This window comes from Methylomagnum ishizawai (assembly GCF_900155475.1).
Lineage (GTDB): Bacteria > Pseudomonadota > Gammaproteobacteria > Methylococcales > Methylococcaceae > Methylomagnum > Methylomagnum ishizawai_A.
Map to the genome: position 1 here is coordinate 1,475,567 of NZ_FXAM01000001.1, position 18,471 is coordinate 1,494,037.

The following is an 18,471-nucleotide window of genomic DNA, read 5'->3' on the forward strand; positions in this document are numbered from 1 at the left end:
CGCCCCGGTCTTGCTGTCGTGTAAGGCGGATCAGGCCGCTTGGGTTTGGAACAATTCTTCGCTCAGGGCGGCGCGGTCCAGGGTGTCTTTGTCCACCTTAAGATAGGCCACGCCGTCCTCGGCCAGCACCACCGCCTCGGCCACGCCCGGCACTTGCAGCAAACGGCCCGAAAGGGTGGCGGCTTGTTCCCGGCTCAACGCGCCGACATTGACCAGGAGGCTGCTGACATGGCGCGGCGGGCGCATCCCCAGGGCCACCGCCAGCCAGATGAGGGCCGCCACCGCGCAATACAGGAACACCGCCGGGATGCCGTGATGCCCGTAAATCCAGCCCCCGCCCGCGCCGCCCGCGAACGCGCCCAGGAATTGGGCGGTGGAATAGACGCCCATGGCCGTGCCCTTGAGGTCGGGTGGGGCGATCTTGGACACCATGGAGGGCAGGGTGGCTTCCAGCAGGTTGAAGCCGGTGAAATACAGGTAGAGCAGCCCGAACACCGCCCAGAAGCTCGCGCCGAAGCCCAGGAAACCCAGGTCGGCCAGCGCCACCACGGCGATGGCCCCGAGGAACACCGGCTTCATCTTGCGTTTTTTCTCGGCCACGATCACGAAGGGCACCATGCTCGCCATCGCCAGCACGAACACCGGCAGGTAGAGATGCCAATGCTGGGCGGTGGGCAGGTCCAAGGTGTCGCGCAGCACCAGGGGCAGCACCACGAAGGTGGCGGTGAGGATCAGGTGCAGGCAGAAAATGCCGAGATCGAGCCGTAACAGTTCCGGGTTGCCCAGCACCGTGCCGAACGCGGCGGTCCTGACCTCGGCGTCGCGGTGGAAGCGGCTGACCACGGGGTCGGGCACGGCGGTATACAGCACCACGATGCCCAGCGCGGCCAGGGCGGTGACCACCCAGAACAAGCCCTTCAGCCCCATCCAGGCCGAGAGCATCGGTCCCGCCACCATCGACAGGGCGAAGGAAAAGCCGATGCTGATGCCGATCAAGGCCATGGCCTTGGTGCGGTGTTCCTCGCGGGTGAGGTCGGCGGCGAGGGCCATCACCACCGCCGCCACCGCGCCCGCGCCTTGCAGGGCGCGGCCCGCGATGATGCCGTAGATATCGTCGGACAGGGCGGCGAGGGCGCTGCCCAGCACGAACAGGACGAGTCCGATGGTGATGACGGGCTTGCGGCCATAGCGGTCGGACCACAGGCCGAAGGGGATTTGGAACAGGGCCTGGGTCAGCCCATAGGCGCTGATGGCGAGGCCGACCAGGGTCGGGGTGGCACCGGGCAGGTCGCGGGCGAACACCGAGAACACCGGCAGGATCAGGAACATTCCCAGCATCCTCAGCATATAGATGCCGGCCAGGGACAGGCTGGCGCGGACCTCGGCGCGGGTCATGGGGGTATCGATTTCCAGGGCCGGTTTCAAGGGAGGCTCCTTCTACGGGATGTGGAAGCCCGGTATGGTAGCAGGTTCGCCCATGGCCTTGAATTTGCGGGAAGGTCCGGTTCTTTTGATTGAGCGTTTCGTTGGGTGGGGCGTGTAGGGCGATGCCGGTTCAGTGGTCACGGGTCCAGCCCGCCAGCAAACACCGCAGCACCTCGTAGCCATATTGCCCGCCCAAGGCCTCGAACAAAGGTTTCAAGCCCTGGCGCTCCTCCTCCGGCAGGCTGCGCCACACGCCTTGGATCCGCCGTATTTCGGCCAGCTCCAAGCCCACCACGGCGCTGGAATCGGCCAAACCCTGGGCGATGGCCCCGGCCAGATGCCCATACACCGTGGTCGGTTTCAAGCCGCGCCGCCCGGCGATGGCCGCCACGTCCAAGCCCTGGCGCAGCAGTTCCAGGGATTCCAAGGCCGTGCCGTTGAGTTCGGCATTTTCCACCACCGGCGGCGGCCCCTGCTCCAGGATCACCTGCAAGAATACCGCGCCATAGCGTTCCAGCTTGGTCGCGCCGATGCCGGACAAACGCCCAAGTTCCAACAAATCCTTGGGCCGGAGTTCCACCATGTCCATCAGCACCGAATCGTGGAAGATGACATAGGGCGGCACGCCTTGCTCGGAGGCCAGCCGTTTGCGCAAGGCCCGCAAGGCTTCCCAGAGCCGGTGGTTGTCGGGATGGGCCAGGCTGGTGGCGGGCACCGTCCCCCGGCTTTGCGGCTTGGCCGCGCCGCGTCGCTCGCGGCTGGATGCCGATGGGTCCGGGTCGCGCCGGAGCCGGAGTTGCGCTTCGCCCCTTAGCACCGGCCTACAGGCGTCGGTCAGCTTCACCACGCCATGGGCTTCGTGATCCACCATCAGATAGCCCAGGGTAATGAGTTGGCGGAACAGCGACAGCCATTGCTTTTCGTCCAAATCCTTGCCGATGCCGTAGGTGCTGAGCCGGTCGTGGCCCAGCCGCAGGAGGCGCTCGCCCGCCCGGCCCAATAGCACATCGATCACATGGCGGGTGCCGAACCGCTGTTGGGTCCGGTACACGCAGGACAGCGCCTTGCGGGCGGCTTCGGTGGCGTCCCAGGTGGCGGGCGGCGACAGGCAGTTATCGCAGTTGCCGCAGGGTTCGGCGAGTTCCTCGCCGAAATAGCGCAACAGCGCCTGCCGCCGGCACGCAGTCGCCTCGCACAGCCCCAGCATGGCTTCCAACTTGTGGCGTTCCACCCGCTTGTGGATTTCGTCGGCCTCGGAATCCTCCACCAGCTTGCGCAGGGTGATGACATCCTGTAGCCCGTACACCATCCAGGCCTCCGCCGCCAAGCCATCGCGCCCGGCCCGGCCCGTTTCCTGGTAATAGGCTTCCACGCTCTTGGGCAGGTCGAGGTGGGCGACGAAGCGCACATTGGGCTTGTCGATGCCCATGCCGAAGGCGATGGTGGCGACCACGACCACGCCTTCCTCCATCAGGAAGCGGCGTTGGTGGCGCTGGCGTTCTTCGCTCGACAAACCGGCATGGTAGGGCAGGGCGGTGAAGCCCTCGCTTTGCAGGAAGGCGGCGGTGTCCTCAACCTTCTTGCGCGACAGGCAATAGACGATGCCGGCGTCCTCCGGGTGTTCGGCGCGGAGGAAATGCAGGAGCTGGGCCTTGGGATTGCGCTTGTCGGCGATGGTGTAGCGGATATTGGGCCGGTCGAAGCCGCTGCAAAACACCTCGGCCCGCTCCAAACCCAGCCGGGCGATGATTTCCTGGCGGGTGCGCTCGTCGGCGGTGGCGGTGAGGGCGATGCGGGGAATCTGGGGGAAGCGCTGGTGCAGCAGGGATAACTGCCAGTAATCGGCGCGGAAATCATGGCCCCATTGCGACACGCAATGGGCCTCGTCGATGGCGAACAGACCGACGGTGGCCCGTGCCAGCGTATCGAGGAAGCGTTCGGTGGTCAGCCGTTCCGGGGCCACGTACAGCAAATCCAGGTCGCCGTCGAGGAACTGGCGTTCGACCTTGCGTTGTTGGTCCGGTGCCAGGGTGGAATTCAGGAAGGCCGCCCGCACCCCCAATTGGCGCAGGGCATCGACCTGGTCCTGCATCAAGGCGATCAAGGGCGACACCACCACGCCGACGCCGGGCCGGATCAAGGCCGGAATCTGGTAGCACAGCGATTTGCCGCCGCCGGTGGGCATCAACACCAAGGCGTCGCCGCCCTGGGCCACCCGCTCCACGATGGCGGCTTGCGGACCGCGGAATTGCCGGTAGCCGAACACGGTACGCAGGATTTCTAGGGGGGATGGGGGCATGCGCCGGTTCCGATGGGGTTGGAAACCTCCATTCTTCCATGCCGTACCGGACCCCGCCACTGTTGCCGCCGTTGCGGCCCGGCGGGCACATGCATATAAGCCTATGCCAAAACGTTATAGCTATAAGTTAGCGGAAGAACATCCGTTATAACGGATGGCACTTATACTGTGCCCCTTTCCTATATCGATCCCAACGAAGGCACTTCCATGGAAACAGCGTACATCGTCTCCGGCGTCCTGGTCGGGGTATTGGTCGGGTTGACCGGCGTCGGCGGCGGTTCCCTGATGACCCCGCTCTTGGTGTTCTTGTTCGGTTTCGCGCCCAGCACGGCGGTCGGCACCGATTTGTTGTTCGCCTCCATCACCAAGACCGGCGGCACTTTGGTCCATCATGGCAAGCACAAGTCGGTGGAATGGAAGATCGTGGGCTGGTTGGCCCTCGGTAGCCTGCCGGCCGCGGGCCTGGTGCTGTACCTGCTGGAAACCACCTTCAAGAAAGACCCCGCCATCACCGCGATCATGACCACGACCCTGGGCGTGGCCTTGCTGCTGACCGCCGTGGCCTTGTTGTTCCGCAACCGCTTGATGAGGAAATCCCACGACTCCGCCCTACAGCGCAAAACCCACGGCGAGCGCTTCGGACGCTGGCAAGCGCCGATCACGATATGCGTGGGCGTGATGCTGGGGGTGTTGGTGACCTTGTCCTCGGTGGGGGCGGGGGCTTTGGGCACGGTGGCCTTGTTGTTCCTGTATCCGCGCTTGGCGACGGTGCGGGTGGTGGGGACCGACCTGGCCCATGCCATTCCCTTGACCGCCGTGGCGGGGCTGGGCCATCTGCACATGGGCAATGTGAATTTCGAGCTGTTGGGGAGCCTGTTGATCGGTTCGCTGCCGGGGATTTATGTCGGGAGCCATTTGAGCGGCAGGATTCCCGAACACATCATGCGCCCCGTCCTGGCGAGCATCCTGGTGTTGATCGGACTCAAGTTCGTGCTGGCTTGATGTCCCATGCCCAATAGGGCGCGATTATCGCGGTGGGCACGGAATACGCGCCCACCAAATAACCACGTTTAGCCGATGCTCACCAGCAACTCGTTCCCGTCCTCCACCCACCGCGCCGATAGATCCGCCAACGGCACCACCGCTCCGCCCGGACGATAGGGATTGGCCCGGCGCTCGAACGCCAGCGCGTTCCCATTCAGGCTTAGGGCCACCACCCCGCACCCCCGCGGCCCGACCCGATAACACAGCGTCAAGGGATGGCCCACCATCCGGGTGTCCACCCGCAAGCCATCCAGGGCCGGCGGTAACACCGGGTCGATCACCAGGGCCGAGGCTTCCCGCTGTATCCCGAACAAGCCGCGCACGATCAAGCCCAGCCCGATCCCCGCCCCGCTGGAATAAATGCGCCAGCCGCCTTCCAGCCCGATTTCACCGCGCAGTGCCTTCCCATAATCGGCGTAGGCTTGGTAGCGGTCGGCGAAATCGGCGTCCGAGCTGGAGTAATAGCAATTCGCCTGGCGTGGCCGTGCGCCGGGCACCCGCGCCGCGATGCCGATGGGATGGGCGAGGCACAAGGCCGCGAAGAACTTTTCGGCCTCGCCCAGCCGGGCCAGCGCCTCGGCGTAGCGCAAATGGGCGTGGGTGTACATCAGGCCGATTTCCCGGCCAAAGTAGGTGCTGCTCTCGGCCCGCTGGAAAAACTTCTGCGGCCCGCCGCGGTAGATCATAGGCCGGTCGAACAAGCGGGCACCGTCCGGGCCGGATAGCTGGCTTTGGATGATGTCGAGGTGTTTGCGGGCTTGATCGGGGCGCAACAGGCCGTTGGTGATGGCGTGGATCATCGGCAACAGGCTGTAATGCAGGCCGGTTTGGCCGTCGCGGGGATGCAGGAGGTAATCGACGCGCCCGTCTTCGTGGAAATAGGCGTAACCGGCCAGTACGCCATCCACCACCAAAAGCCTCTGGAAGTCCTGACGCACGGCTTCTGCCTCGCGCTCGAACCGCCCCGCCGGTAAATCATGGCCCAGACGCCGCAATGCCTGGGCCAAGGTGGTCAGCACTTGGTGGTGCAAGGTCACGGTCCAGGCGCTGCACAGCCGTTCGCGCATGGCGGGATCGACCGGCTGTAGCGAGTCGTTCCAATCGCCGTGCCCATAGGCCGCCAACCAGGTGCCGGGAATCCGGCGGCGGGCGATGACTTCCAAGGCGCGTTCGACATGGATATCCAGGGTGGCGCGTTCGGCCTTATCCTCGCCTTCCGGGTGGAAGAAGGGCAGCACCTCGTTGATGAAACCGGCGTCTTCGCTCGCCAAGAGATATTGCCCCAGCGCCAGCAGCGGCCAGAACACGATATCGCCATGCGAATCCTGCGGCCTGATGCCGCGCTCGCGCTCGAAGAACATGAACCATTGCGGCCAATCGCCGTCCGGGTTCTGGTTCTTGAACACCCGGACCAGGAGGTCGCGGATCGGCGCGGTTTGGCCCAGGGCCAGCAGCAGTTCCACCGGACCTTGGGATACATCGCGGGTGCCCCAGCCGCCGCCGGAATATTGTTCCAGGCCGCGCGGGCTGAGATAGTGGATCAAGGCGTTATGGGCGAACCAAGGCAGGATTTCCACCAGACCGGCCAATTCCGTGGCCAGGGGGCTGTTTTGCGGTGGATCGACCCGCAAGTCGCCCGCCATCGCCGCCCAATAGCTATCGGAATCGGTTTCGTCCTCGTCGGCCAGTGCGGTCTCGACGAAGGCGAGATGCCCGGTGATCCGCAGGCGATGCTCCAAGGCCGGGGCCAGGACCAAGCACAGGAACGGCTGGTTGCGGGAAACCCCGTCGGCGTACAGGAGTTCATCCCCGCCGACCTGTTCCAACAGCGTGCCGGGCAGGGGATCGACCCGGAAGCCGCCTTCGGGGAAACGGCGGCCCACATCGCTGTCCGGGCGGGCCTGGACGAACACGCCTTCCTCGTCCGGCGCGAAACAGGCCGGTCCCGGCACCGCGCCATCGTCGCCGTTCAGCGCGATGTGGTGGGTGACGAGGCATCTCGGGGCCGGTCCCGAATGCACGGCCAGGGCCAGTCCCAATTCATGGCGCTGGGCCGGGGCGGTGGCGCGGACTTCGAGCAAGCCATCGGCGTGGCGATAAAACCAGCGGCAGCCGTCCGGGCTGGTCTCGTAGGCCGAGGGCAGGTCCAGCAAGCGCCAGCCTTCCACCAGTTCCACGAACACCCGTTGCCCGTGCGAGCGGAACAGCCCGAGATAGCTATGGGTGGTCGAGAGGAAACGGTTGATGCTGACATGGCCTTGGGTCAGCATCGAATGGAACACGCCGTTCATCCAGGGGGTGGAGGTGAGGGCGGTTTCGTCCGGCGTGGGCAAGGTTCCGGTGCGGAGGATATGGCCGTGGGGCCGCAACACCTTGAGTTCCTTGGCTTTCAGCACCACATGGCGGCGCTCGTCATGGAAGAAGGACAGGATTTGCCCATCCGCGTCCCGTTCGACTTCGCGGAGGTCGGTGCCGAACAGCGCGGCGAGGGTCTCGGTGTCGAGGTCCAGCGCGGCCAGCGGCGGCGCGGTGGCGAACAGGCTGGGGCAGGGCGGGGCGCTGCCGTCCGGCGGCGCGGCGGGTGCGGGTGGCTGGGCTTCCGGCAAGGCCAGCAAGACATCCACAAAGCCCAAATCCTCCACTGCGGTCGCCGCCGGATGATCGATAATGAAACCGCCGAAAAAGCCGCGTTCGATCCGTTGCCCCGGTTCCAGCCGGAAGGGCGCGTCCTGGATTGCCGCCATCGAATGTTCATGTTGGCGGCGGCTACCGGGCAAGCCTTGGGCGAGTCCCGTCGGCATCGCCCCGGCCCGCTGGGCCAGCCCGTGGACTTGCAGGGCGTCGGTGGCGTAGCTCGCGCCCCGGCCCAGGCTGCCGACGAGGCTCCAAGGGTGGTGGCCCGCCATGGCTTGATTCTGCCGCGAGGCCACGACCCAGCCGCGTTCGGGATGTTCCAGCGGCGTATGGTCCACGTATTGGCTGACGTAATATTCGTTCAGCCGCACCGCGCCATACTGGGCCAGCCCCACATCCTGGGTGTGGATCACATCCAGTTCCGCCGCCGTGTCGCCGGTATTTTCCAGGGCGATATGCCAGAACCACGCGGGCAGAGCCGCGGCCAGCGCCAGCGTCACCGTGTAGCGGAGGCCGCGCCATTGGCCTTGTAGCCGTAGGCGTTCCCCTTCCTGCCAGACCACGCCCCCGCCTCCCGGACCCAGCAACGGCACTGCCTCGACCGTTCCGCCCAGCCAGCGTAGATACAGATTGGCCGGACCGCCCTCGACCGCGTTGCCGGGAAACAGGTTCAGCAAGATATCGCCATGGTCGATGCGGTGGAGCGAACCGTCGGCGTTGAATTGGAAGGCGAGGCCGGACGGGCTAGCGATGCGGAAAGATTGGGGGGTCGGGGCGGCATTCATAGGCGGTTTCCTTGTTGTGGCGGTTGGCGTCTAGAGCATTTTCGGTTGGGGGCTACGCTCAGCCTTAGGGTGGGCACGGAATGCGTGCCCACCCTATAAAAATGTGAAAATGCGCCAGGTTGGGTTCGGCCTTGTCTGGCCCGCTTCATCATAGAAGCTATCCTTCACGGGCGACAGCCGCGGCTTTGCCGTATCCGCCCGCCCCGCTGCGCCCGTTGGGACCGCTACGGCTTCGCGGATACCCAATCCGCACTTTCCGTATTGAAAGCCTTCAAAAAACCGGCGTACCCTTGCCGCCGGATCGTAAAAATCGCACATCCCAGGAGGGACTCATGTCGGATACCGCCCAAGCCAATGCCAGCATCACCGCTTTTGGTCCGGCCCGCGCCACCGTGGCAGGTGCGCCCCTAAGCCCTGAACAATTGCGCCAGACCCACGCCTTCTGGCGGGCTTGCAATTACCTCGCCCTGGGAATGATCTATCTCCAGGACAATCCCCTGCTGCGGGAGCCGCTCAAGCCGGAACAGATCAAGAACCGCCTCTTGGGCCATTGGGGCGCGAGCCCGGCCCTGTCCTTCGCCTATACCCATCTCAACCGCGCCATCCGGCAATACGATCTCGACGCCATCTTCCTGGCGGGGCCGGGCCATGGGGCGCCGGGCGTGCTGGGTCCGGTGTACCTCGAAGGCAGTTATTCCGAAATCTATCCCGACAAGAGCCTGGACGAAGAAGGCTTGCTGGCTTTCTTCAAGCAGTTTTCCTTTCCTGGCGGCATCGGCAGCCATTGCACCCCGGAAACCCCCGGTTCCATCCACGAGGGCGGCGAACTGGGCTATGTGCTGTCCCATGCCTGCGGGGCGGCGTTCGATAATCCGGGGCTGATCGTGGCGGCGGTGGTGGGCGATGGCGAGGCCGAAACCGGACCCTTGGCGACCTCCTGGCATATCAACAAATACCTCAACCCGGCCCGCGACGGCGCGGTGTTGCCGATCCTCAACCTCAACGGCTACAAGATCAATAATCCCACCTTGTTGGCCCGCATCGGCCATGCCGAGTTGGAAAAGCTGTTCGAGGGCTACGGATGGAGGCCGTATTTCGTGGAAGGCTCCGATCCCGACACCATGCACCAGGCCATGGCCGCGACCCTCGACCGCTGCGTCGAGGATATCCGCGCCATCCGGGCCACGGCCCGCGCCGGGGGGCCGGTCCAGCGTCCGCGTTGGCCGATGATCGTGCTGCGGAGTCCCAAGGGCTGGACCGCGCCCGGCGAGATCGACGGCCACAAGGTCGAGGGCTTCTGGCGTGCCCACCAAGTCCCCATCGCCGATGTGAAGAAAAATCCCGCGCACTTGAAGTTGCTGGAAGACTGGATGCGGAGCTACCAGCCGGAAGAATTATTCGACGCCGACGGCGCCCCGGTCCCGGAACTCCGCGCCTACGCCCCGACCGGCAACCGCCGCATGGGGATCAATCCCCACGCCAACGGCGGCTTGTTGCGGAAGGCGCTCAGGATGCCCGATTTCCGCGACTACGCCCAGGCGGTCGAACGGCCAGGCCGGATCGAGGCCGAGAACACCCGGCCCTTGGGCGTGTTTCTGCGCGATATCATGCAGGCCAATATGAGGAATTTCCGGGTGTTCGGGCCGGATGAGAACACTTCTAACAAGCTCAACGCGGTGTACGAGACGGCCAGGAAATTCTGGATCGCCGAGTATTTCCCCGAGGACGCCGATGGCACCGAGATGGACCCCGAGGGCCGGGTCATGGAGATGCTGAGCGAACACACCCTGGAAGGCATGTTGGAAGGCTATTTGCTGACCGGGCGGCATGGCTTCTTTTCCACTTACGAGGCTTTCGTCCATGTCATCGATTCCATGTTCAACCAGCACGCCAAATGGCTGTCGATCTGCAACCATCTGTCGTGGCGGGCGGGCATCGCCTCGCTGAACCTGCTCATCACCTCCACCGTGTGGCGGCAGGACCACAACGGCTTCACCCACCAAGACCCCGGTTTCCTCGATGTGGTGGTGAACAAGAGCGCCCAAGTCACCCGCATCTATCTGCCACCCGATGTGAATTGCCTGCTGTCGGTGACCGACCATTGCCTCCGTAGCGAAAACTACGTCAACGTCATCGTGTGCGATAAGCAGAACCACCTGCAATACCTGGACATGGAGAGGGCCATTGTCCATTGCACCAAGGGTATCGGGCTGTGGGACTGGGCCAGCAACGACCAGGGCGTGGAGCCGGATGTGGTGATCGCCAGCGCCGGCGATATTCCGACCAAGGAGGCGCTGGCCGCCGTCGCCATGCTGCGGGCGGAATTCCCCGACCTCAAGCTCCGCTTCGTCAACGTGGTGGACCTCTTCAAGCTGCAACCGGACACCGAGCATCCGCACGGGCTGAGCGACCGCGATTTCGATAGCTTGTTCACGGTGGACAAGCCCATCATCTTCAATTTCCACGGCTATCCCTGGTTGATCCACCGTCTCGCCTACCGCCGCACCAACCATAAGAACCTGCACGTCCGCGGCTACAAGGAAAAAGGCAATATCAACACGCCCCTGGAATTGGCGATCAACAACCAGATCGACCGTTTCAGCCTCGCCATCGACGTGATTGACCGGGTGCCGAGGCTGCATGTGGCCGGGGCGCACGCCAAGGAGAAGTTCAAGAACCGGCAACTGGCCTGCCGCCATTATGCCTACGCCCACGGGACGGATTTGCCGGAGGTGGCGGATTGGCGGTGGGAGGGTTGAGCGGGGGTTGATATTGGGGCGGGGCGGGGGCGATTCCCGGCCCTGTTCCGTCCCTGTGGAGAAAATCTTGTCGTTCCAGATTCCCGGAGGTTCCGATGTTATCGAAAGTGTTTTTGCCTATCGTCCTGGTGGCGCTGTGGTTGGATGGGTGTTCCGGCGATACCGATAAAACCCCGCAAGATAGGGTGTTGCTGGATGCGGCCAAGGTACCGTTGGACAAAGCCCGTGAGGTCGAGCAGCAGACCTTGGAAGCCGCCGAGGCGCAGCGGCGGCAAATCGAGGAGGAATCGAGGTAGGTAGGCGGGGGGTTCCGACGGCGATCCGTCGTTCCAGCGGGACTGCCGGAACGACGCTATCGAGGTTGCCTTACCGAGAGCGGCGGTATATCCACGGCCTACTTGGCGGGCCGCACCGGCTAACACTGCTTTGTTAAGTTTTTATGAAAATTCGCGGATCGATCCATTTCGCGATAGCGGGAGCCGCCCGATTTGATTTATAAAAGGGGTTAATCGCCGAACTGGCGAGATCATTCAATCCGTTCCATCCTCCCCAAGGAGCAACCGAAGATGGCAAGAAAGCATTCCGCTAGCACCGACACCACCGTGGAAACCACCCCGGAAACCGTGGAAACCACCGAGACCGCCGAAACCGTGGCACTCAGCGAAGCCGTGGAAGCCACCACCGACACCGTGACCGTCAGCGAAGCCGTGGAAACCCCGGAAGCCGCCGGTATCATGGAGTCCGAAGCGGCCCAGACCACCGCCCTGGAAGTGACCCAGGCGCCCAGCGAAGGACTCTCCGAGGCCATCCGCGAGGGCGCGACCGATGCCCGCGCCGCCGTGGCCAGTCTCAAGGGCTTCGTCCGCAAGGGGGTTTATACCGGCTTCTACTACGCCACTTACGGCGTGGTGTTCGGCGCCCTGATGGTCGGCAGCCTGATCCCTAGCAACAACGCCATGGGCGAAGGCGTCCGCGATGGCTTCAAAGCCGCCCAGAAGGACTTCGAGACCGACAAGCACGCCGAGGAAGGTCTGGCCGAAGCCGGATTGGCCGCGGCCTGAGCCCGTGCGGGGAGTGGAACGCCGCTCCCCGCGCTATCCATCCCGTCAAGCCTGGGGCTGGATGTTCCAGATCGACCCGGCATATTCCCGGATCGAGCGGTCGCTGGAAAACCAACCCGACCCCGCCACGTTCAACACCGCCTGCCTAGCCCACGCCTCCCCGTCCCCATAGAGCCGGTCCACCGCCTCCTGCGCCGCCACATAGTCCGCGTAATCGGCCAGCACCGCCCACTGGTCGCCGCCCATCAGCAAGGAATCCACCAGGGGCTTGAACCGATCCGGCTCCTCCGGCGAGAAATACCCGGAGGCGATCATGTCCAAGGCCCGCCGCAGTTCGCTGTTGGCGTGGTAATAATCCCAGGGCTGGTAGCCGCGGCGGCGCAGTTCCGCCAATTCCCCGGCGGTCAGGCCGAAGATGAACAGATTGTCCCGGCCCACCTGCTCGGCGATTTCGATATTGGCCCCGTCCAGGGTGCCGATGGTGAGGGCGCCGTTCATCGTCATCTTCATATTGCTGGTGCCGGACGCCTCGGTGCCCGCCGTCGAAATCTGCTCCGACAAATCCACGGCGGGAATCAGTTCCATGGCCCGCGACACGTTGTAATCGGGCACAAACACCAGTTTCAGCCGTCCTTGCAGCGCCGGGTCGCGGTCCATCACGCGGGCGATGTCGTTGGCGAGCTTGATGACCAGCTTGGCCATGCGGTAGCCCGGCGCGGCCTTGCCGCCCAGGATCACGGTGCGCGGTATCCAGGCCGCTGTGGGCTGGTCCTTGATGCGGTTGTAGCGGGTGACCACATGCAGCAGGTTGAGCAATTGCCGCTTGTATTCGTGGATGCGCTTGATCTGCACATCGAACAGCGAGGCGGGGTCGAGTGCCAGGCCCAGCCGCTGTTTCAGCAGCCCGGCCAGCCGCGCCTTGTTGTCGAACTTGGCGGTGCGGAACCGGCTGCGGAATTCGGCGTCCCCGGCCAAGGGGACCAAACCGCGCAGCCGTTCCAAATCCGAGACCCAGGCGCTATCGCCCAAGGCTTCGGTGATGAGTCCCGCGAGGCCGGGATTGGCCTGGTGCAGCCAGCGCCGGGGCGTGACGCCGTTGGTGATGTTGATGAAGCGGTCGGGGAACAGGCGGGCGAAATCGCGGAAGATGGTGCTTTGCATCAGCTCGCTATGGAGTTTGGCCACGCCGTTGACCTTGTGGCTGCCGACGATGGCGAGGTGCGACATGCGGACCCGCTTGCCGCCGTCCTCGTCAATCAAGGACACCCGCCGGATCAGATCGCCATCGCCGGGGAAGCGCCGCCCGACCTCGTCCAGGAATTTCTGGTTGATGTCGTAGATGATCTGTAGATGGCGCGGCAACAGCCGCTCGAACAAACGCACCGGCCAGGTTTCCAGGGCTTCCGGTAAAAGGGTGTGGTTGGTGTAGGCGAAAATCCGCACCGTGATCCCGAACGCCTGGTCCCAGGCCAGCCCGTGCTGGTCCAGCAGGATGCGCATGAGTTCGGCGATGGCGATGGCGGGATGGGTGTCGTTGAGCTGGATCGCCACCTCGTCCGGCAATTCCGCCAGGTCCCGATGCTCGGTGCCGAAATGGACCAGGATATCTTGCAGCGAGGCGCTGACGAAGAAATACTCCTGCTTCAGCCGCAGTTCCCGGCCCATCTGGGTGGTGTCGTCGGGATACAGCACCTTCGAGAGGTTTTCCGACGAGGTTTTCTGCTCCACCGCCTTGATGTAATTGCCCTCGTTGAAGTAGCGCAACTCGAAATCTCGGGTGGCTTTGGCGGCCCACAGCCGGAGGTTGTTCACCGTGCCCTCGCCGTAGCCGGGGATGGGCAGGTCGTAGGCCATCGCCATCACGTCCTGGGTATCCAGCCATTGATAGCGGCGCTGGCCGTCGGTGTCCTGGGTCTCGACCAGCCGCCCGTAGAATTGCACCCGGTACAGCACTTCGGGCCGGGCGAATTCCCAGGGGTTGCCGTAGCGCAGCCAGTTGTCGGGATGCTCGACCTGCCAGCCGTCCTCGATGCGCTGGGAGAAGATGCCGTAGTCGTAGCGGATGCCGTAGCCGAAGCCCGGCATCCTGAGCGAGGCCAGCGAATCCAGGAAGCAGGCCGCCAGCCGTCCCAGGCCGCCATTGCCGAGCGCGGCTTCCTCCTCTTCGCCGCCGATCTCATCCAGGTTCATGCCCATGTCCTCCAGGGCGAGGCGGAAAGCCTCGTAGCCGCCGGTATTGAGCAAGGCGTTGTCCAGGGTGCGGCCTATGAGGAATTCCATCGACAGGTAATACACCCGTTTGGCGTCGCTCAGGTAATACTGGCGCATGGACTCCATCCAGCGCAGGGTGATTTGGTCGCGCACCACATGGGCCAGGGCGAAGAACCAATCCCGTTCGTGGGTGTCGATGGGGTCTTTGCCGATGGAATAAATCAGGCGGTTGACCAAGGCCGTTTTCAGTTCCCCGATATTCTTGGGATTGGTGGAGGCGGCATCAGCATCATGGAATTCCTTCATGTTGTTCTCCATCGAGTGTTGGAACGATCCGGCTGTGGGGTGGGAGCGGCGGCGCGTTTTGGCACGGGCTTGGATGGGGCGCTCCCGAATAGCGCTTAAACTTGTCCCGACCCTTTCCATTTAAATCCAGACCATGCGATCCATGCACAGTATCTTATCCATGAGCGCGGCGCTCCTCGCCGCCACCGGCCTGCTGGCGGGCTCCGTCCGGGCCGGGGAAGCCGCCCAGCCTTTGGCGCCGGGCTACCAAGAACTCCCGTTCAAGTTGCCGGAACCCGGCTCCTATGAACTGCCCGCCCTGGGCCAGGCCGCCGATGGCCGCGTGCTGGACAGCACGGGCCGGGATTTGAACCTGCACCAACTCTACGGCGACAAGCTGGTGCTGCTCAGCTTCATCTATTCGGCCTGTGGCGATGTGAACGGTTGTCCGCTGGCGACCGCCGTGTTCCACAAGCTGCAAAAGCGCTTGTTGCAACAGCCCGATATCGCCCGCCAATTGCGGCTCGTCACCTTGAGCTTCAACCCCGGCCACGATACGCCCGAAGTCATGGCCCAATATGGGAAATCCTTCGGCGAGGGCTTGGAATGGCGCTTCCTCACCACCCGTTCCGAGGCCGATATCCAGCCGATCCTCGCAGCCTACGGCCAGACGGCGCAAAAGGATTACGACGCCCAAGGCCATTTCACCGGGACATTTTCCCATATCCTCCGGGTGTATTTGATCGACCGCGACCGGCGCATCCGCAACATTTATACCGTGTCGTTCCTGCATCCCGATACCTTGTTCAACGATGTCAGGACGCTGCTGCTGGAACGGCCCAAAACCACCACCGTCCTCCGACCGCCCGCCGCCGGTGCCTTGGGTCCGGGCGATGTCAAAGCTGGCTATGAAAGCGGCGACTACCAAACCCGCTCGGCGGCGTTGACCGAGCGCCAGGGCAAGCGGGCCGATCTGGGAAGCTACATCAAGCATCCACCCTTGGGTTTGCCCAAGGTGCCGGTGCCGCCCGACAACCCCATCACCCCCGCCAAGCTCGAACTCGGGCGCAAGCTGTTCTACGACCGCCGCCTCTCGCTCAACAATACGTTTTCCTGCGCCATGTGCCATATCCCGGAGCAGGGTTTCGCCAGCAACGAGCAGGCCATGGCGGTCGGGATCGAAGGCCGCAGTGTGCGGCGCAACGCCCCGACCCTGTATAACACGGCCTATCTCCAACGGCTGTTCCACGATGGCCGCGAGGACAGCCTGGAACAACAGGTCTGGGGTCCGCTGTTGGCTCGGAACGAAATGGGCGCACCCTCGGTGGGCTATGTGGTCGGCAAACTCAAGGGCTTGGCGGATTATGCCGGACTGTTCGAGCGGGCTTTCAACAAGCGCGGGCCGTCCATGGAAACCCTCGGCATGGCCATCGCCGCCTACGAGCGGGCCTTGGATTCCGCCGATTCGCCTTTCGACCGCTGGCGCTATGGCCAGCAGGCGGGGGCGCTCGGTTCCGCCGCCCAGCGCGGGTTCGCGCTATTCACCGGCAAGGCGGGCTGTTCCGCCTGCCATACGGTGGGGGAAAAATACGCGCTGTTCACCGACCAGGGCTTGCACAACACCGGTATCGGCTACCGTGCCGCCATGGGTCCGGCGGCGACCGCCCCGATCCAGGTCGCGCCGGGGGTCGCGGTGAACATCGATCCCGCCGCGCTGGCCTCGGTCAGCGAACCCAGGCCCAACGACCTTGGGCGCTACGAAATCACCCAGAACCCGGCGGATCGCTGGCAATACCGGACGCCCTCCTTGCGCAATATCGCCCTGACCGCGCCCTATATGCACGATGGCTCGCTGGCGACGCTCAAGGCTGTGGTGGAGTTCTACAACCAGGGCGGCGTGCCCAATGAAAACCTCGATCCTTTGATTAAACCCTTGAATCTCGATGCCGGGGAAAGGGCCGATCTGGTCGGGTTCCTGAACGCCTTGACCGGGTCCAATGTCCGCGACTTGGTGCTGGACGCCTTCGCCGCCCCGGTGGGCGACCCGCGTTGAGCTTGGAGAGGTCAGAGGAAGGCGTAGACGATGGCGGCGTAGCGCAGAGCCTTGCCCAAGGCCATCGCCAGCAAGGAACGCCAGAAGGGTAGCCGTAGCCAGCCCGCGGCGAAGCAAAAGCCATCGCCCACCACCGGCAGCCAGGATAGCAGTAAAAGATAGACCCCATGTCGCCGCACCGCGGCCACGGCTTTTTGGCGGCGCGGGTCGGCGGCGGGGTGTTGGGCGGGATAACGCCCAGCGGCCAACCAGCCCAACAGCCAAGTGGTGACGGCTCCCAGGGTATTGCCCAAGGTGGCTGTTCCCAGCAGGATCAGCGGTTCGTGCCGAGCCTGATGGACCAGATAGGCCAACACCGCCTCCGAACCACCCGGCGCCAAGGTCGCCGAAACGAAGGCGCTGGCGAACAGGCTCCACAGCGCGAACGAGCCTTGCAATGCTTCCACCCGGATCATCCTCCATTCAGGGTAGGCGCCCATCCGACGCGGATGGGCGCGGGCTGTGGATATTGACACGGCGTGGCCGGAAACGTAAGATGCGCGTCTTCCAAGGCAACGTAGCTCAGTTGGTTAGAGCACCGCATTCATAATGCGGGTGTCGCAGGTTCAAGTCCCGCCGTTGCTACCAATGAATTCAAAGGCTTAGGGCATCAGCCCTGAGCCTTTTTTGTTGCCTGGGTAAATCGCTGGGTAAATCCGTTCACCGCGCCACCCGCAACAGGGTCGGCGCTTCTTCCATTTCCACGATGCGCTCCACCGCGTCCAACAGTTCCCGGAGTTCCGCCGGGCTGTAGTGGACGGTGATGTCGCCATCGGCGTGATCCATCAGCGCCTTCCGGGTTTCGAGCGGCACGCCCACGAGGCGCAAGCGCCGGGCGAAGGTGTGCCGGAGGTTGTGGACCCCGGCGAGGGTCCGGTCGTCGCGGGGTAGCCCCGCCGCCCTCCAGGCTTTCCGCCATCCGCTGTTGTTCATACGGTCGATGCGGTGGCCCCGGTAGGTGAACACCCATTCCGGGTCGAGGCCGCGCCGGGCTTCGATGACGGCGCGGGCGGTGCGGTTCAGCACGATCACGCCATCCTCTTTGCTCTTGGTGCCTTCCCAGCCGTAGCGGGCGACGGGTCGGCCCGGCACCATGAATACCTTCGCGTCCAGTTCGGGAATCCCTTCCTCCCAGTCCCAGCGCAGGGAACAGACGACTTGTTCCCGTTGGCCGGTGTTGACGGCGAATAGGGCCATTTCCGCCAGGTGCTTGGGGAGCGCCTGGAACAGCGCCCGCTGTTCTTCCCATTTGAGCGGGTGGGGTTCGGCGGCGTCGTCCCAGTCGGGGGCTTCCAGTAGCGGCACGGCCTGGGATAGCCAGGGTTTGCCGTCCGGGTCGCGCCAGACCCGCGCCGCTTTGGTCAGCACCATGCGGACCACGGCCAAGTCCCGGCGGAGGGTGGAGGATTTGATGCCTTCCCCGCGCCGGGCCGCGATGAAATCCTCCAGGGTGCCCTGGTGGATTTGGTCGAGCGGCAGGTGGCCGATATGGGGGCGGAGCGCCGCGAGGCTGTCGGCGTCGCGCCCGATGCTGGCCTTGGTGGCGGTTTCCAGGTATTGGGCCGCCGCGTCCAGGAAGGTCAGCTTCCGGGGTTGGTTGGCCTGGGCCTGCCCGGTCCTGGCGCGGTCGATGGCGGCGAGGTATTCGGCTTCGGCTTCCTGTTGCGTGCCCGCCTTAAAGCGGTGTCGAACGCGGCTTCCGCCGACGCGCTTGTCGATGCTGCCTTCGCCGGTTTTCTTGTTCCAGTACAGTCCTGGGTGGGTTCGTTTCGCCATGGGGTTTCCTCCGCGTTGTCGGTGGTCACGCCCGGCGACAGGTTGCGGGCCTTATAGTCGTCGAGGGCGTGGTCGAGGTCAACGCGGTCGAAGCCGATGC

At 64.3% G+C, this 18,471-nt stretch carries 11 protein-coding genes and 1 tRNA gene; 6 read left to right on the forward strand and 6 right to left on the reverse strand.

Annotated elements, in window-relative coordinates; all coding sequences use genetic code 11:
- Positions 1 to 30: 30 nt before the first annotated feature.
- Both B9N93_RS06715 and recQ read right to left on the reverse strand, forming a co-directional pair.
- Complete coding sequence (locus B9N93_RS06715; RefSeq protein WP_085216195.1) at positions 31 to 1,395, reverse strand: MFS transporter; 1,365 nt, start codon at positions 1,393 to 1,395, stop codon at positions 31 to 33.
- A 160-nt stretch (positions 1,396 to 1,555) separates the two neighbouring features.
- Positions 1,556 to 3,724: a DNA helicase RecQ gene (recQ, locus tag B9N93_RS06720; protein WP_085212058.1), complete on the reverse strand. Its 2,169-nt coding sequence runs from the start codon at positions 3,722 to 3,724 to the stop codon at positions 1,556 to 1,558.
- Positions 3,725 to 3,931: 207 nt separating this feature from the next.
- On the opposite strand from recQ, the gene B9N93_RS06725 reads away from it, so the two are divergent.
- The gene (locus B9N93_RS06725; protein ID WP_085216196.1) at positions 3,932 to 4,726 is read left to right on the forward strand and encodes a sulfite exporter TauE/SafE family protein; all 795 of its coding nucleotides are present in this window, start codon (positions 3,932 to 3,934) and stop codon (positions 4,724 to 4,726) included.
- Between the two features lie 68 nt (positions 4,727 to 4,794).
- On the opposite strand, the gene B9N93_RS06730 is transcribed toward B9N93_RS06725, so the two are convergent.
- The gene (locus B9N93_RS06730; protein ID WP_085212060.1) at positions 4,795 to 8,187 is read right to left on the reverse strand and encodes a GH36-type glycosyl hydrolase domain-containing protein; all 3,393 of its coding nucleotides are present in this window, start codon (positions 8,185 to 8,187) and stop codon (positions 4,795 to 4,797) included.
- Between the two features lie 332 nt (positions 8,188 to 8,519).
- Here B9N93_RS06730 and B9N93_RS06735 point away from each other — a divergent pair, with 332 nt between their 5' ends.
- From B9N93_RS06735 to B9N93_RS25380, 3 genes are all read left to right on the forward strand, one after another.
- Positions 8,520 to 10,946, forward strand: a complete 2,427-nt coding sequence (locus B9N93_RS06735; protein WP_085212062.1) for a phosphoketolase family protein — start codon at positions 8,520 to 8,522, stop codon at positions 10,944 to 10,946.
- 95 nt (positions 10,947 to 11,041) lie between these two features.
- Positions 11,042 to 11,242 carry a hypothetical protein gene (locus B9N93_RS06740; protein WP_085212064.1) on the forward strand — a complete coding sequence of 67 codons (201 nt, stop codon included), beginning with the start codon at positions 11,042 to 11,044 and terminating at the stop codon, positions 11,240 to 11,242.
- A 270-nt stretch (positions 11,243 to 11,512) separates the two neighbouring features.
- Positions 11,513 to 12,007, forward strand: coding sequence for a hypothetical protein (locus B9N93_RS25380; protein ID WP_176225159.1), 495 nt, complete (start codon positions 11,513 to 11,515; stop codon positions 12,005 to 12,007).
- A gap of 45 nt (positions 12,008 to 12,052) precedes the next feature.
- Here the strand turns inward: B9N93_RS25380 and B9N93_RS06750 are convergent, their stop codons facing one another.
- Positions 12,053 to 14,524, reverse strand: a complete 2,472-nt coding sequence (locus tag B9N93_RS06750; RefSeq protein WP_125468872.1) for a glycogen/starch/alpha-glucan phosphorylase — start codon at positions 14,522 to 14,524, stop codon at positions 12,053 to 12,055.
- A gap of 142 nt (positions 14,525 to 14,666) precedes the next feature.
- Between B9N93_RS06750 and B9N93_RS06755 the strand changes: the two genes are divergently transcribed.
- Positions 14,667 to 16,556 (forward strand): cytochrome c peroxidase, encoded by a 1,890-nt coding sequence (locus tag B9N93_RS06755; protein ID WP_439897115.1) that lies wholly within the window; start codon positions 14,667 to 14,669, stop codon positions 16,554 to 16,556.
- 11 nt (positions 16,557 to 16,567) lie between these two features.
- On the opposite strand, the gene B9N93_RS06760 is transcribed toward B9N93_RS06755, so the two are convergent.
- Complete coding sequence (locus B9N93_RS06760) at positions 16,568 to 17,011, reverse strand: YqaA family protein (RefSeq protein ID WP_085212072.1); 444 nt, start codon at positions 17,009 to 17,011, stop codon at positions 16,568 to 16,570.
- Positions 17,012 to 17,106: 95 nt separating this feature from the next.
- Between B9N93_RS06760 and B9N93_RS06765 the strand changes: the two genes are divergently transcribed.
- Positions 17,107 to 17,183, forward strand: a tRNA-Met gene (locus tag B9N93_RS06765).
- Between the two features lie 72 nt (positions 17,184 to 17,255).
- Here the strand turns inward: B9N93_RS06765 and B9N93_RS06770 are convergent.
- Positions 17,256 to 18,371, reverse strand: a complete 1,116-nt coding sequence (locus B9N93_RS06770; RefSeq protein ID WP_085212074.1) for a tyrosine-type recombinase/integrase — start codon at positions 18,369 to 18,371, stop codon at positions 17,256 to 17,258.
- Between the last annotated feature and the right edge of the window lie 100 nt (positions 18,372 to 18,471).

What these genes read in the sequence shown, in the direction of transcription:
- B9N93_RS06715 (WP_085216195.1), bottom strand. Translation starts at nt 1,395, where the DNA reads ATGACCCGCGCCGAGGTCCGCGCCAGCCTGTCCCTGGCCGGCATCTAT.
- recQ (WP_085212058.1), bottom strand. Translation starts at nt 3,724, where the DNA reads ATGCCCCCATCCCCCCTAGAAATCCTGCGTACCGTGTTCGGCTACCGG.
- B9N93_RS06725 (WP_085216196.1), top strand. Translation starts at nt 3,932, where the DNA reads ATGGAAACAGCGTACATCGTCTCCGGCGTCCTGGTCGGGGTATTGGTC.
- B9N93_RS06730 (WP_085212060.1), bottom strand. Translation starts at nt 8,187, where the DNA reads ATGAATGCCGCCCCGACCCCCCAATCTTTCCGCATCGCTAGCCCGTCC.
- B9N93_RS06735 (WP_085212062.1), top strand. Translation starts at nt 8,520, where the DNA reads ATGTCGGATACCGCCCAAGCCAATGCCAGCATCACCGCTTTTGGTCCG.
- B9N93_RS06740 (WP_085212064.1), top strand. Translation starts at nt 11,042, where the DNA reads ATGTTATCGAAAGTGTTTTTGCCTATCGTCCTGGTGGCGCTGTGGTTG.
- B9N93_RS25380 (WP_176225159.1), top strand. Translation starts at nt 11,513, where the DNA reads ATGGCAAGAAAGCATTCCGCTAGCACCGACACCACCGTGGAAACCACC.
- B9N93_RS06750 (WP_125468872.1), bottom strand. Translation starts at nt 14,524, where the DNA reads ATGAAGGAATTCCATGATGCTGATGCCGCCTCCACCAATCCCAAGAAT.
- B9N93_RS06755 (WP_439897115.1), top strand. Translation starts at nt 14,667, where the DNA reads ATGCACAGTATCTTATCCATGAGCGCGGCGCTCCTCGCCGCCACCGGC.
- B9N93_RS06760 (WP_085212072.1), bottom strand. Translation starts at nt 17,011, where the DNA reads ATGATCCGGGTGGAAGCATTGCAAGGCTCGTTCGCGCTGTGGAGCCTG.
- B9N93_RS06770 (WP_085212074.1), bottom strand. Translation starts at nt 18,371, where the DNA reads ATGGCGAAACGAACCCACCCAGGACTGTACTGGAACAAGAAAACCGGC.